Source organism: Maridesulfovibrio sp., from assembly GCF_963677005.1.
In the GTDB taxonomy this organism is placed as follows: domain Bacteria; phylum Desulfobacterota; class Desulfovibrionia; order Desulfovibrionales; family Desulfovibrionaceae; genus Maridesulfovibrio.
In genome coordinates this window covers 1,228,962-1,242,889 of the sequence record NZ_OY781616.1, presented here as the reverse complement: position 1 = coordinate 1,242,889, position 13,928 = coordinate 1,228,962, and the positions used below count along the sequence as shown (strand labels likewise).

Below are 13,928 nucleotides of genomic sequence, written 5' to 3'. Positions count from 1 at the left end.
CTGTTTGACACAGTGGAATCAAAATATCCCGATTTTGCAGGGTAATTGGTAACCCCTTAATGCCGAAGGTGAAAGCGTTGTCTCAGCCTACAGAAAAGAGCCTGGCTCTTATAACCAACTATGTTAAGAAGAATTGTGCCCGTACCGGGCTTCAACTCCACCCCATGGAAGATGTTTCCGAAGCAGTCATAACCGGCCTCGCCATGCATCTTGATCAGCTTAAAAGGCCGCTTTGTCCTTGCCGTTTTTATCCGGACAAGCAGGTTGCGGTGGATGAACGTGAATGGCTCTGCCCCTGTGCGGACATGAAGCATTACAAGTATTGCCACTGTATGCTTTTTGTTACCGAGAGCGGAATGCCGGTTACGGAACACCTTCCCGAGGATCACGAAGGAAGGCTTACTTACGGGCTGATCGCAGACCCTGCCCCTGATAAGTGGCGCAGGATCAAAAAAGAATCCGAATAGCAAAACAGCCCTGAACTTTCAGAGTAAGGCGCGGCCGCATAAGGTCTGCGCCTTTTCTTATGTCATTTAAGGTGATGGCTGCGCAGGGAGTTAGTGCCTATGTATCTTCACCGGAATCAATAATTGTTGTTTACCCTGTTGCAAGGCTTAGTGGAATCGTTAAGTGAATTGCCTGTGCTCATTTATTTTCGGGACAGCTTGTTTGATGGTTCGGAACTGCAAAGAGGCCCCGCTGTGAACAGCGGGGCCTCTTTTATGTCGGTGGTATATCAATGATGTACCGTATTATTTGATGAAGAGCATTTCAGAGTAGCTGGGCAGGCACCAGAGGTCGTCTGCAACAACTTCTTCAAGCTGATCAGCGTATTTGCGAACTTCAAGCATGGCAGGAAGGGTGATGTCGCAGAGGTATTTTGCTTCTTCAGCAACTTCGCCTTCGGGTTTTTCTGCCATGATTTTGTCGAGAGCGATGGTGGCTGCCTGCAGGCCGCGGAGTTTAGCGGTAACATCTTCAAGAGTACCGGTGGTGAATTCCACGCCGATTGCTTTCATTGCAGCGCAGGTTTCAGCCAGTTCTTTCTGGTAGCGAACTGCACCGGGAAGAATATGGGTTTTGGAGAGTTTGCTGACCAGAGCTGCTTCGGTAACGATAGCCTGGTTGTACTGTTCCAGATAGATTTCTTCGCGGCTTTCGAGTTCTTCCTTGGTGAAGACGCTGTACTTGGTGAACAGGTCAACAACTTCGGAGGAAGAAATTACGGGCAGAGCGTCAACGGAGGTACGCAGGTTGGGAAGACCACGTTCTTCAACTGCTTCCTTGTGCCATGCGTCAGAGTATCCGTCGCCATTGAAGATGACTGGGGAGTGAGCATCCATGATGTCTTTGATGACTTTGTTGACAGCATCGTTGAGCTTGGATTCGTCTCCGCCCATGAATGCTTCGAGTTCATCAGCGATGTAGTCGAGAGATTCCGCAAGCATGGTGTTCAGGGCAACCTGAGGACCTGCGATAGAGAGGTGGGAACCTACTGCACGGAATTCAAAGCGGTTGCCGGTGAAGGCGAACGGGCTGGTGCGGTTACGGTCGCCGGCATCTCTGGGCAGCGGGGGCAGGGTGTCGACACCTGCTTTGAGGAAGCCGCTGGAGGTGGGGGTGGGGGAGCCGCCTTCCTGGATTTTGTTCATGATTTCGGAAAGCTGGTCGCCCAGATATACGGACATGATAGCCGGAGGAGCTTCGTTTGCACCGAGGCGGTGATCGTTGGAAGCGGTGGCTACAACTGCACGCAGGAGCTTGCTGTACTTGTGTACGGAGCGGATAACTGCGGCGCAGAAGATGAGGAACTGTGCGTTTTCATGCGGATTGTCGCCCGGATCGAAGAGGGAACCGTGGCCGGAGCAGCTCAGGGAGTAGTTGAGGTGCTTACCGGATCCGTTGATGCCTGCGAAGGGTTTTTCATGCAGCAGGCAGGCCATGCCGTGCCTTTTGGCCACGCTTTTGAGAGTGGTCATGACCATCTGGTTGTGGTCGGTGGCAATGTTGGACTGTTCGTAAACCGGTGCGATTTCGAACTGGCCGGGGGCAACTTCGTTGTGACGGGTTTTTACCGGAACACCGAGTTTGTAGAGTTCGTGTTCAACGTCCATCATGAAGGAAAGAACGCGGCGGGGAACTGCACCGAAGTAGTGGTCGTCAAGTTCCTGTCCTTTTGCTGGCTTGGCGCCGAAAAGGGTTCTGCCGGACATCATGAGGTCGGGACGTGCGAAGAAAAAGTTTCTGTCAACGAGGAAGTATTCCTGTTCGGGACCGGCGTTGGAAACTACGCGGTTGCCGGATTTGTCACCGAAGATTTTCAGGATGCGCTGAGCGGAGGTGTTTACGGCCTGACCTGCTCTGAGCAGAGGGGTCTTCTTGTCGAGTGCTTCACCTTTCCAGGAAATGAAGGCGGTGGGAATGCACAGGAAAGTTCCGTTGGGGTTTTCAAGGATATAAGCAGGGCTGGTAACGTCCCATGCAGTGTAGCCGCGAGCTTCAAAGGTGGCACGCAGGCCGCCGTTGGGGAAGCTGGAAGCATCGGGTTCACCCTGGATGAGCAGTTTACCTTCGAATTCGGCGATAGCGTTGCCTTTACCGTCGGGGGAAAGGAAGCTGTCGTGTTTTTCAGCGGTGAGACCGGTCAGGGGATAGAAAACATGAGTATAATGGGTTGCACCTTTTTCCATGGCCCATTCTTTCATTGCGGTGGCAACGGTGTCGGCGATGGAAGGGTCGATTGCAGCACCCTTTTCAATGGTCTTTTTCAGGGACTTGTAGACACTCTTGGGAAGTCTGTCCTTCATCACTTTGTCGTTGAAGACGTTGCAGCCGAAGAGTTCGGTGGGTTTGGTGTCGGCAAAGCTGAAGGAAGCTTCAGGTGCAGCATATTGGGTTACTGCGGAGATTGCGCCCTGACGGGAGAGGTTTGAACTCATGTGAAAAAACTCCTTGGATCTATTTAATGGTGGCCTCCGCTACCGGCGGAGAGTAATGGGCTCAACAAAACTGCAAAGATCTTTAGCAGTCGATGTGCCAAAAAATAAATATATTGTAATTTAAATTACTTGTTTAGGTGTAAGCAGGTGCTTGTTTGTTAGTAGGTTACAAAAATGTAGAATGATTGTTCGTCGGCTTTGCCGGGTATTACAATTTTGTGATCACGCAGGTAGATGTGTTCTCGGCTCTTTATTTGGTTACAAATTTGTGTGCAGAGTTGTTTATCTCTGCGTTGTTGAACTGTTACGTGTTTACTAAATTGTAAAAAACGGATTTTAATCTGTTGCCCGCGTAAAAATATGCCTGCCTTATTACATGATAACGGGCTGCTTGTCATGGATAAAAATTTCTGAAGCTGAAATTTTTATCCGAAAGTTCCGATTCTGCCTTTTTCCGCGTTCCTGTTTTAGTCTTTGATACAAACTTGAAAATTTATAACATTTTTTGAAGGAGTTTTTGGCAAGATAGTAATTTTTCAGGCGTTATTGTGCAGAGAGTTAAATCGGTGATAAAGGTACTCGGATGTAAGTGCTGGATTTGAAAAAAGTGCGTTTGTAAAAAGCGCGTATATTGAAATTTGGTGAAAAAAATGCTAATTTTATCTGCTTTTGTAAATAATATGACGGTTTTTTGCCGGTTTGGCAGCCAATCTTCATGTCTGTGTTTTGAAGATTAACATTATTAATGATGACAGTCTTGGAGGACTCATGAAAAAATTGCTGATACTTGTTGTCGCCGCACTTCTCTCTGCGGTTATGGTCGGATCTGCTTTTGCCGGTAAACTTACCGTTGCCTGCGACACCAGCTTCCCTCCCTTTGAGTTCAAGGACCCTGCAACTGGTAAACATACCGGGTTTGATGTTGAACTGTGGCAGGCTATCGCCGGTAAAATAGGTCTTGAGTACGACCTGCAGCCCATGGATTTCAACGGAATCATCCCCGGCCTGCAGTCGAATCAGGTTGATGTGGGTATCGCCGGTATCACCATCAAACCCGAACGTGCAAAAGTTGTTGATTTTTCCGATGGCTACTACAATTCCGGTCTGCTCATTCTGGTCAAATCCGATAACGATTCCGTTAATGGTATCGAGGATCTGAAGGGCAAGGTTATTGCCACCAAGCTGAATACCACTTCCGCTGAATTCGCCAAGAAGGCCGGTGCAAGTGATGTAAAGCTCTATCCCAACAGCGATGCCATGTTCATGGAACTGATGACCGGCGGTGCCGATGCCGTTATCTTTGATTCTCCGGTAATCGGTGATTTCATGCGTAAGGCAGGTAAAGGACAGGTCAAGGTTGTAGGTCCTCTCTACAACGGTCAGCAGTACGGCATTGCCTTCCCCAAAGGCAGCCAGCTTGTTTCCAAGGTTAACAAGGCACTCAAGGAATTGCGTGACGAAGGCAAATATCGCGAACTCTACATCAAGTGGTTTGGTAGCGAACCTAAATAGCTTTTATTAAAGAAGTTGATCTAAGTTGACAACAGGGCGGCCTCAAGGTCGCCCTGACTATTTTTCAAAACAGGGGTCGTGATGGCTTTTGAATTCGACTACACGGTTTTCTGGGATACTTTTCCCATGCTCATGCGTGGGCTTAAGCTTACCATAGAAATTACAATCGGCGGATTGTTTCTGGGGTTTCTGCTCGGCAGTGCTGCGGGGTTGATGAAGCTTGCCCGTTCTTTTCTGATCCGCAAGGTTGCAGGCGTATATGTGGAAGCCATCAGGGGGACTCCCATGCTGGTTCAGGCCATGTTTTTATATTACGGGGTACCCATGGCCATAGGTATGCGCATCCCGCCGATAACGGCCGGTATCATTATCATAGCCGTGAATTCAGGTGCCTACATTGCGGAGATTGTCCGTGGGGCTGTGCAGTCGATTAATCCGGGGCAGGTTGAGGCCGGAAGGTCCATCGGACTGACCAGAATGCAGACCATGCGATACATTATCTGGCCTCAGGCGCTCAAGCGGATGATACCGCCTCTCGGCAACCAGTTTATCATCAGCCTCAAGGATACTTCACTTCTCATGGTCATAGGGGTCGGGGAACTCATGCGTACGGGGCAGGAAATCACCTCTGTCAATTTTCGTGCATTTGAAGTCTATCTGTCCGTGGCCTGTGTTTACCTTGTTATGACCCTTTCCATTTCCTACGCCATGCGCTTGATCGAAAACAGGCTTAATACCGGACGGAGATAATCAGATGATACATATTAAAGATCTGCATAAAAGTTTCGGAGACCTTGAAGTCATCAAAGGTATTGACCTGCACGTAAAGCCCGGAGAGGTCGTCTGTATCATCGGTCCTTCCGGTTCGGGAAAATCCACTGTTCTGCGTTGTATCAACAAGCTTGAAGTTCCTACTTCCGGCACCATTGTCGTGGACGGAAAGGACATAATGGCTTCCGGTACCGACATTAACAGTGTGCGTGCCGAGGCCGGGATGGTTTTCCAGCAGTTCAACCTGTTTCCGCACATGACCATTCTTGAAAATGTGACCCTGGGGCCGGTCAAGGTCCGCAAGATGTCCAAAAATGATGCCGATGAACTCGGGCTTTCCCTTCTGGACAAAGTCGACCTCAAGAGCAAGGCCAGGAATTATCCCGACCAGCTTTCCGGTGGACAGAAGCAGCGCGTGGCTATCGCCCGTTCTTTGGCGCTGCAGCCCAAAGTGATTCTTTTCGATGAACCTACTTCCGCTCTTGACCCTGAACTGGTTGGAGAAGTTCTTGAAGTTATGCAGCAACTCGCCCGCGAAGGCATGACGATGGTTGTGGTCACTCACGAGATGGGTTTCGCGAAGGAAGTTGCAGACCGGTTGATCTTTATCGACCAGGGGATCATTCAGGAAGAGGGCGATCCGACTGCTGTTTTTGCCAATCCGAAGAATCCTCGTCTGAAGGATTTTCTGAGCAAAGTGGTCTCTCACATCTGATAATTAATGGTAGATAATTCCTGTGCTGAGGGGGACTATACTGAGTTTAAACACTTGTTTGATTACGGAATGATTAGTGCATGGTTTTCTCTAACGGAAGTAAATATGACTTCCCGCAGGAGTGACCATGAAAGAACATTCCAGAGACAAGCCCCTTACCAATTGTAATTTAAGTGCAATCGGGCAAAACATTCGTGATGGGGACAGGATTGAAAAAAAGAAGGGCGTGGCCGGTGACAATAAATTGTCAATTTTACGTGATCAGGTAATGGTCCGCCCGGTATCTATCAGGAAGAAAACGCAGCATCCGCCGCCGGAAATCCATCGTAAAGTCCTTAACCGTCCTCCCGTTATATGCGATAGGGATATGCTGAGTATTGTTGAGGTTCTGCGCAAGACCGGTAATCTCTTCGAGAAGAGTCCCGGTGTATTCAATCTTCATAGTGCCGAAGAACTGCGGAACATCGTCACATCCAATCTGAATGTTAATTTTGCCGGAAAAGGGTCGGAAGAACTTTTTCATAACAGGGGTAAGAGCAGATTTTATCTGGAAACCGAGGGTAAGGATGTTTTTGTTGGCAAGTGCGCTGTATGGAAGTGCCCGGAAGGAATAGGTTATATGGTCGATTCGATGTTGCGCTCCGCCTCCTGCCCGGAATGCAAGGCCGTACTGATTGTTTTCAACAAGACTGAAAGCTGTTTCCGCAGTGTTGTTGTTCAGACCAGAAAAGCTTTGATGCTGCACCCCAACCTGAAGAGTATGGATGAAGCCCCGGATGAATGTGAATGGCGTATGACCATGCACAGACCGGATGATAATGAGCGCCGTATAAGCTTTCATGCCATGGTGTACAATCTGTATAAGACCGCGCCCCGGCCTTGTCCGTGCCTCAGTGAGCTTGAACGTGAATTTTTTTCTCTCGGCAGTTGATGTAAAATCTGCATTTTGACACCCGAAAGGCTGCATGTGTCATTTTTATGTCAGAAATGACCTATTAGAATTGGTTGATGTTCATTATTTTGATCTGACCTGTTTCTCATTCCCGTGTTCGTGACGCGTTTTTTTCTTTGGTTCCCCCTTTGGAGGTTGACGCGGCCTCATATTTACCCAATAAAATAGTAATATCTTAAATCTGCAACCTTATGGAGTGTATGGAATGAAAAAAGGATTCAGCTGCATCCTGGCTTTTATTGTACTCATGATGATGAGTTCGGCCGTTTTTGCCGCGGATTATCCCGAAATTCGCGGTTCCTGGGTCGGTACAGTGAAGATGATGAAGAAAGACGGAACAACAATAACATCCAAGGCGCTATTTGTAATAAATAAACAGGATGGGTCTCTTTTTGCCGGCTACAAGGCCTGGTTCGGCGCTAAATCCGATTATGCGATAACTGAAGGTTTTTCCGGTGTGATCGGGGCGGATAAAGTCAGTCTTTATCTGGCCGAACATGAGGATGGATATACTCAGGGAACCCTGACTTCACCCCAGACCATGAGTCTTTATTATCTGGAAAACGGACGGAAGGCCAAGGCCATATATTACCAGATGGAAAGAATTCGTTTTTCCCGTGCATTTGTGGACATAGACAAAGACGGAAGCAAGACGATCATCCGCTCGGAAATTGTCAACGTTTACCCCCTCAACGCCGAGCGGATTATGCGTGAAGCTGATGTGAACAAGGATGGAAAGCTCAGCAAGGAAGAATGGGACAACTGGAAAAAAGACAAATAGTTTGTCTGCCCGAACTAACCGGCATGGCCTTGCCTGTTAAAATTTCGGTCCAGCAGGCCCATTAATTGCTCTGACCACATTTTTTCTAGGTCAGCAGAAGTGGAAAATTTATCAGGCGCGTTCCGCACGGAGCGCGCTTTTTTGTTCTGTTTAGTGGATGGCAGATTGGAAAATATACCGGAAGAAGGATGAGGGGAGGGAGTGTACTGACTGTTTCGTAAAAATTTAATGGAAAAGTTTTGGTGGAAGGGAAGCCCCGGAATGACCGTTAGCGGGCCTCCCTTCCTGAGGAAGGAAATCTAGTTGGTCTGCATTTTGTTCATAAGCTGGTCCAGTTCCGTGGCCAGGGAGGCCAACTCTGTTATGGATGTGGCTACCATACTCATGGAACCGGAAGTGTGCGTGGCAATTTCGTTTACCGCGTCTATGGCTCCGGTTATCTCTTCACTTGCTGCGGACTGTTCTTCAGCGGCAGCGGCGATGCCTTCAACCTGAGCGGCGGTCTGCTGTGAAATGTTAAGTATCTGCTGCAGGGCTTCTCCTGCCTCGCTACACATTTCCGTGGCGTTTTGTATGCTTTGCAGGGTGTCTTCGGTTGCGCTTGTGCTTTTCTTGGAGCTTGTCTGGATGGCCTGTATGTATTCGCTGACTTCTTTGGTCGCGTGCATTGTCTTTTCGGCCAGTTTGCGTATTTCATCGGCAACCACGGAAAATCCGCGTCCGGCTTCTCCCGCGCGGGCCGCTTCAATGGCCGCATTGAGTGCCAGCAGGTTGGTCTGGTCCGCGATATCGGAAATGACCTGCATAATGGTGGTGATGCCGTTGCTCTGGTTTTCCAGGGTTCCCATTTCGTCCTTGAGATTACCTGCCTTCATATTCACTTCCGTCATCATGCCGATAACGTTTTCCACCAGCCCGGAACCGCTTTTAGCGGTATTCTGGGTTTCGCGTGCCATTTGGGCCGCATCGCTGGAACTTCTTGAAACTTCAAGTATGGTGGAGTTCATCTGTTCCATGGCCGTGGCCACTTCTTCTGTTCTGGTTCTCTGTTCCTGTATTCCGGAACTGGAGTTTTTCACTTCGGAATTGATTTCTTCCGATGTTTCGGCCAATTGTTCGGAAATTTTGCTGGCCTCATTGACTCCCTTGGCTATCCGCTGGTTCTGCGCGGTTATGAGGTCTTCTTTTGTCTTTATGTTTGTGAAATCCATTATGGTGGTAAAAGCGCCGAGCATGTTGCCACGGAAATCAAAAATCGGCGAGGCTGCGGCGGAAATATACTTGGTATTTCCCTTGCGGCCGTCAAACTGTGTTTTCACAAACTTTTTTTTCTTTTCCTTCAGGCAGGTCTCCGAAACCGTTTCCATCTTTTCTCCATAAAAGAATATGGAAAAATCCATGCCTATGAACTTATCCGGCTCTCCTTCCTCTTCAACCAGCCGGATAACGCTTTCATTCAACCATTTAATTGTTCCGTCAGGGTTTACGACAATCATGGGGGTCATAATGTTCGAGATCATCGATTCGCTCATTCCGACCCGGCTGTTGAGGATGTTGTTGAGATCCTCGATTTTGGAGGCGAGTATGCCTTGTTCGGACATGAAATTGTGATGCGGAATGGGGCTGTAGTCTCCGTCGGCAATGCGCTGAACCTCTTTTGTCAGCACGTTTACCGGAGTGATCAGTTTACGTTGAACAGTTACGCCAAGCGCGATTAATGCGATGATCGAAACAGATACAATGGCAAGGGCAGCCGGATCGTGGATGAAACAGAGACTGGCACCGAGCAGAACAGCAATTGCGGCGATGCTGGCGTAAAGACGATTTGTCATAACATAACCCCCTCTCGGTTAACATAATAACAGGTTGAACAGGTATCGAGCATTATTGGTGCCAGATATGTTTGGTCCATTAATTCAATGTGTTAGTAACGGCGAGTCGGGCCTCAGTCTTTAAGAAATGTGCCAAATGGACACATCTTTTGAATCAAAAATGTATTATTTAAAAAAAATACTATTATATTATACTGTTACAAGTGCGTCAAAACGATACGTGTTAATTTGATGGGCAGGGATTTTTTGCATCCCCGCTGTTCAATTATTGTTCGTTGGCATATTTTTCAAAATACGGCCGAACAGCTTTGACGTCCTCTTCCGGCGCTTTCATCATTGTGTTGACAGTGCTCATTGCGGATTGGAGGTGATGCTTCATGGCGGCTTTCTGCTCAGCAGACATGTTGGGGTCAGCCTCGATCTGAGCAAGAGCCTCTTTCATTTCTTCCATCCCGGATTCTCCTTCCGACTGCATTGCCAGATAGGCCATGGCCTTCATCACGCGTCCGGCAGTTTCAGGCCAGGTTTTGTATGTGAATCCATGATCTTCGATTATTTTTCTGGTTTCGGTGTTATAGCCGAACATGAGAGAGCATTCGCGGCTGAACATTTCCGGATCGAAGGGGTCCGCATCCATTTCACCGGACTGTTCCCGTTCCTGATCCATCTGGTCCGTATATGTTTCGAGAGCTTCAAACGCAGAAAAAACTCTCTCCACCTGGTCTGAAGTAAGCGGTGACTCGGCATATGCGGAAACGGCAAGAGCAATTACCAGACACAGTGCCATAAGTGTTTTTTTAAACATGACAATCTCCCTTGTGATAAATTTTTTGTGGCTTTCATGGTGCATACATTGAAAAAAAATAATTTGTCACGTGAAAATTATAACCGCCTTTAAATCTGTCCGATTTTATGTGACAGCGGACGTTGATTTATGCCGTTTGCGGAGAAGGTCCGTACCGCAGTCTCCGTATCAGTCCTTCCTGCGCTTCTGAAGAAAGAAACTCTGCAGTATTTCCTTGCATTCCTGGCCGGACACACCTCCGATAGCCCAAAACCTGTGGTTGGCGAACGGAAGTTCCGTTCCGTCCATATTGGACACAACAGCCCCGGCTTTGGGGTCCGGAGCGCCGAATATCACTCCTCCGACACGGGCATGGATGATAGCTCCAAGGCACATTATGCATGGTTCAAGGGTGACTGCGAGGATCGTGTCCGGCGGAAGTCGGTAATTGCCCGTTTTGCGGCAGGCCGCCCGAATACAGTTCATTTCAGCATGTCCGCTGGGATCGTTGGTGGTCAGGGGATTGTTGCTGCCGCACGCCAGCAGGTTACCGTCAGCATCGAACAGGGCTGCTCCGATCGGCACCTCGTCATCCCGGCGGGCCTTGAATGCCTCACGGATTGCCACGTCCATCATCGAACGCCAGCTCTGACCGGCAGGCGGTTTTGACGGGGCATTGCCTTTGATAATGATATTGGTCATTTATTCTCTTTTTATCCGGCTTTCCGGTTTCGGAATAAGCATAAGTCTTCGTCCTGCTATGACATCCGCAGGGCGATCTACTCCTGCCATAATAGCATCAAAAACAAAAAAAGGGGAGAGTCTGAACTCTCCCCTCGGAATTAATCACTTACGGTCCGATAAAACAGGGCTTACCGCCTCAGAGCACTACAGGGATTTGATGTAGTTTACGCCACCTTCGAGCAGAGACAGCCCCAGAGTGGGGAGGTTTCCGCGGGTCCATTTGGGGTGGTTGGTGGGGTGGTTATATGCTTCCGGGTGCGGCATGAGGCCGAGAATGCGACCGCTCGGGTCGGTCAGTCCCGCTATGCCGAGCGGAGAGCCGTTGGGGTTGGCTGGGTATTCCATGGTTACTTCCCCGGTTTCCGGATCGATGTACTGCAGGGCATGAAGGTTGTTTTCAACAATTTTTTCAAGCATTGCATCGTCTGCGGGAATAATCTTGCCTTCACCGTGACGGACGGGAACGTTGAGGGTATCAATCTTTTTGGTGAATACACAGGGTGAATCCGGGTTCGCCTTGAGGTGAATCCAGCGGTCTTCGTATTTTGCTGAATCGTTGTAGCTCAGCGAAACCTGACGGGTGAAGTATTCTCCGCCGACCGCAGGAAGAAGACCGAGCTTGACCAGAAGCTGGAATCCGTTGCAGATACCGAGAATAACTCCGCCGTCTTCGAAGAATTTTTTGATCTGGTCAACCAGAGGGCTGCCGTCTTCTGTCTGGGCGTGTTTCCAGCGCAGGGCTGCAGCCTGGGCTGCTCCAAGGTCGTCTCCGTCCAGAAATCCTCCCGGGAAAATGAGAAAATTATATCCTTCAAGAGTTGTCTTGCCTGCCGCGAGGTCGGAAAAATAAGCTATATCCACTTCGTCTGCGCCGGCCTTGCGGGCGGCGTGTGCCGATTCCTGTTCACAGTTGGTTCCGTAACCGGTAATGACCAAAACTTTTACGCGGGCCATATATTTTTGTCCTCCAGATGTTGACAATAGAAATGCTCAAAGACTATCTAGTCCATGTTTAGAAGAGAGGAACATAATTGCGGGTCAGCTTCCCGTCAACAATCTAAATTCCTCAGGACGTACCGCTAACACATTTTTTTGTAGTCGGATACGCCTGAATTAAGATTGTTCGGGGAGACGGTCCTTTTTTGTGTTTTTTCCCTGATGCGACTTTATTCGCTGTCCTTTTTGTTTTATGAAACAGCGAGAATTCAAAATAAATTGTCCGCTCGGGACGGGAGCATTCATGAAAACCAAATTCATATTCATCACAGGGGGCGTGCTGTCCTCGCTGGGTAAAGGTCTTGCCGCAGCATCTATCGGAGCACTTCTGAAAGCCAGAGGGCTTACCGCAACCATCCAAAAACTGGATCCTTATATTAATGTTGATCCCGGCACCATGAATCCTTTTCAGCATGGTGAAGTCTATGTGACCGATGACGGCGCGGAAACTGACCTTGATCTCGGACACTATGAGCGTTATCTGGACGTCCCGCTCAGCCAGAACAACAACTTTACTTCCGGCCGTATCTACCACACCGTAATTTCCAAGGAACGCCGCGGCGATTACCTCGGCGGAACCGTGCAGGTTATTCCGCATATCACCGATGAGATCAAGAATGCTGTTCTCGGCGTGGCCAAGAATGAAGACGTAGCCCTTGTCGAAATCGGCGGGACCGTAGGTGACATCGAAGGTCTTCCGTTCCTTGAAGCCATTCGCCAGTTGCGTTCCGAGCTCGGCAGCGAAAATGTACTTTATATCCATCTGACCCTGGTTCCGTACCTTGCTGCGGCCGGAGAGGTCAAAACCAAGCCCACTCAGCATTCCGTTAAGGAACTGCGCGGAATCGGTATTCATCCCGATATCATACTCTGCCGCAGTGAAGTTGATCTTGACGATGATATCAAAAGGAAGATTTCCCTTTTCTGCGATGTTGATCTCGATGCTGTTTTCACAGCAGTTGATGTCAAGTCCATTTATGAAGTTCCGCTCAAGTTCTATCAGGAAGGTCTGGACCAGAAGATCGCTATTCTGCTCAAACTTCCGGCCAAAAATTGCAACCTCGAACCCTGGAAGCAGTTGAACTACAAGCTCAAGCATCCGCAGGGTCAGACCACAATCGCTATTGTCGGCAAATACGTGGATCTCAAGGAAGCCTACAAATCTCTGCATGAAGCATTGATTCACGGCGGGGTGGCAAATGACGTGGAAGTCAAGCTGCGTTACGTCAACTCCGAGGAGATTACCCGCGACAACGTGAAGGAAAAGCTGGCCGGATGCGACGGCGTGCTTGTACCCGGAGGTTTCGGTACCCGTGGTGTTGAAGGCAAGATTACCGCCATCGAATACGCCCGTGTCAACAAGGTGCCTTTCTTCGGAATCTGCCTTGGTATGCAGTGTGCGGTGATTGAATTCGCCCGTAACGTTCTGGGTATCGAAGACGCCAACTCCGAGGAATTCGACAAGGACGGCAAGAACAACGTCATCTACCTGATGACCGAATGGTTTGATTACCGTACCAGAAAGACTGAAAACCGTTGCGAGGAAAGCGACAAGGGCGGAACCATGCGTCTTGGCTCGTATCCCTGCAAGGTTGTTGAAGGCACCAAGGCCATGGAAGCCTATGGACAGGTCGAAATTCAGGAACGTCACCGCCATCGTTATGAATTCAACAAGGAAAAATTCGCTGACAGACTGGTGGAAGCCGGGCTTGTCCTGAGCGGACTTTCCCCGGATGAAACTCTGGTGGAAATGGTTGAAGTTCCCGACCACCCCTGGTTTCTGGGATGCCAGTTCCACCCCGAATTCAAGTCGAATCCCATGCATGCACATCCCCTGTTCAGGGAATTTATCAAGGCTGCATGCAAAAACAGGTAGGCGGGACTCTTTAAGCTAATTAAAGT

12 protein-coding genes are annotated in these 13,928 nt (G+C 49.0%); 7 read left to right on the top strand and 5 right to left on the bottom strand.

Translation table 11 applies throughout. The annotated features are described in order from the left end of the window. Window positions 1-77: 77 nt before the first annotated feature. Window positions 78-467 carry a ferredoxin-thioredoxin reductase catalytic domain-containing protein gene (locus tag ACKU4E_RS05800; protein WP_320170129.1) on the top strand — a complete coding sequence of 130 codons (390 nt, stop codon included), beginning with the start codon at window positions 78-80 and terminating at the stop codon, window positions 465-467. A gap of 285 nt (window positions 468-752) precedes the next feature. Here ACKU4E_RS05800 and ACKU4E_RS05795 read toward each other — a convergent pair whose 3' ends face one another. Then, window positions 753-2,939 (bottom strand): glutamine synthetase III, encoded by a 2,187-nt coding sequence (locus ACKU4E_RS05795; protein ID WP_320170128.1) that lies wholly within the window; start codon window positions 2,937-2,939, stop codon window positions 753-755. A gap of 768 nt (window positions 2,940-3,707) precedes the next feature. Between ACKU4E_RS05795 and glnH the strand changes: the two genes are divergently transcribed. The 5 genes from glnH (at window position 3,708) to ACKU4E_RS05770 (ending at window position 7,670) form a co-directional block, all read left to right on the top strand. Next, window positions 3,708-4,451, top strand: coding sequence for a glutamine ABC transporter substrate-binding protein GlnH (gene glnH / locus ACKU4E_RS05790; protein WP_320170127.1), 744 nt, complete (start codon window positions 3,708-3,710; stop codon window positions 4,449-4,451). An 81-nt stretch (window positions 4,452-4,532) separates the two neighbouring features. Next, a complete protein-coding gene (locus ACKU4E_RS05785; RefSeq protein ID WP_320170126.1) occupies window positions 4,533-5,201 on the top strand; it encodes an amino acid ABC transporter permease in 669 nt (222 codons plus the stop codon). 4 nt (window positions 5,202-5,205) lie between these two features. Then, window positions 5,206-5,937, top strand: coding sequence for an amino acid ABC transporter ATP-binding protein (locus ACKU4E_RS05780; protein WP_320170125.1), 732 nt, complete (start codon window positions 5,206-5,208; stop codon window positions 5,935-5,937). Between the two features lie 127 nt (window positions 5,938-6,064). Further along, window positions 6,065-6,868: a hypothetical protein gene (locus ACKU4E_RS05775; protein WP_320170124.1), complete on the top strand. Its 804-nt coding sequence runs from the start codon at window positions 6,065-6,067 to the stop codon at window positions 6,866-6,868. 226 nt (window positions 6,869-7,094) lie between these two features. Further along, entirely contained in the window at window positions 7,095-7,670 is a 576-nt protein-coding gene (locus ACKU4E_RS05770; RefSeq protein ID WP_320170123.1) for a calcium-binding protein, read from the top strand. A 299-nt stretch (window positions 7,671-7,969) separates the two neighbouring features. On the opposite strand, the gene ACKU4E_RS05765 is transcribed toward ACKU4E_RS05770, so the two are convergent. The 4 genes from ACKU4E_RS05765 to ACKU4E_RS05750 form a co-directional block, all read right to left on the bottom strand. Then, complete coding sequence (locus tag ACKU4E_RS05765; RefSeq protein ID WP_320170122.1) at window positions 7,970-9,502, bottom strand: methyl-accepting chemotaxis protein; 1,533 nt, start codon at window positions 9,500-9,502, stop codon at window positions 7,970-7,972. 265 nt (window positions 9,503-9,767) lie between these two features. Continuing rightward, complete coding sequence (locus tag ACKU4E_RS05760; RefSeq protein ID WP_320170121.1) at window positions 9,768-10,307, bottom strand: hypothetical protein; 540 nt, start codon at window positions 10,305-10,307, stop codon at window positions 9,768-9,770. 168 nt (window positions 10,308-10,475) lie between these two features. Then, entirely contained in the window at window positions 10,476-10,988 is a 513-nt protein-coding gene (locus ACKU4E_RS05755; protein ID WP_320170120.1) for a nucleoside deaminase, read from the bottom strand. A gap of 186 nt (window positions 10,989-11,174) precedes the next feature. Further along, window positions 11,175-11,984 carry a phosphoribosylformylglycinamidine synthase subunit PurQ gene (locus ACKU4E_RS05750; protein WP_320170119.1) on the bottom strand — a complete coding sequence of 270 codons (810 nt, stop codon included), beginning with the start codon at window positions 11,982-11,984 and terminating at the stop codon, window positions 11,175-11,177. A gap of 286 nt (window positions 11,985-12,270) precedes the next feature. Here ACKU4E_RS05750 and ACKU4E_RS05745 point away from each other — a divergent pair, with 286 nt between their 5' ends. Beyond that, window positions 12,271-13,902: a CTP synthase gene (locus ACKU4E_RS05745; RefSeq protein WP_320170118.1), complete on the top strand. Its 1,632-nt coding sequence runs from the start codon at window positions 12,271-12,273 to the stop codon at window positions 13,900-13,902. Window positions 13,903-13,928 lie beyond the last annotated feature (26 nt).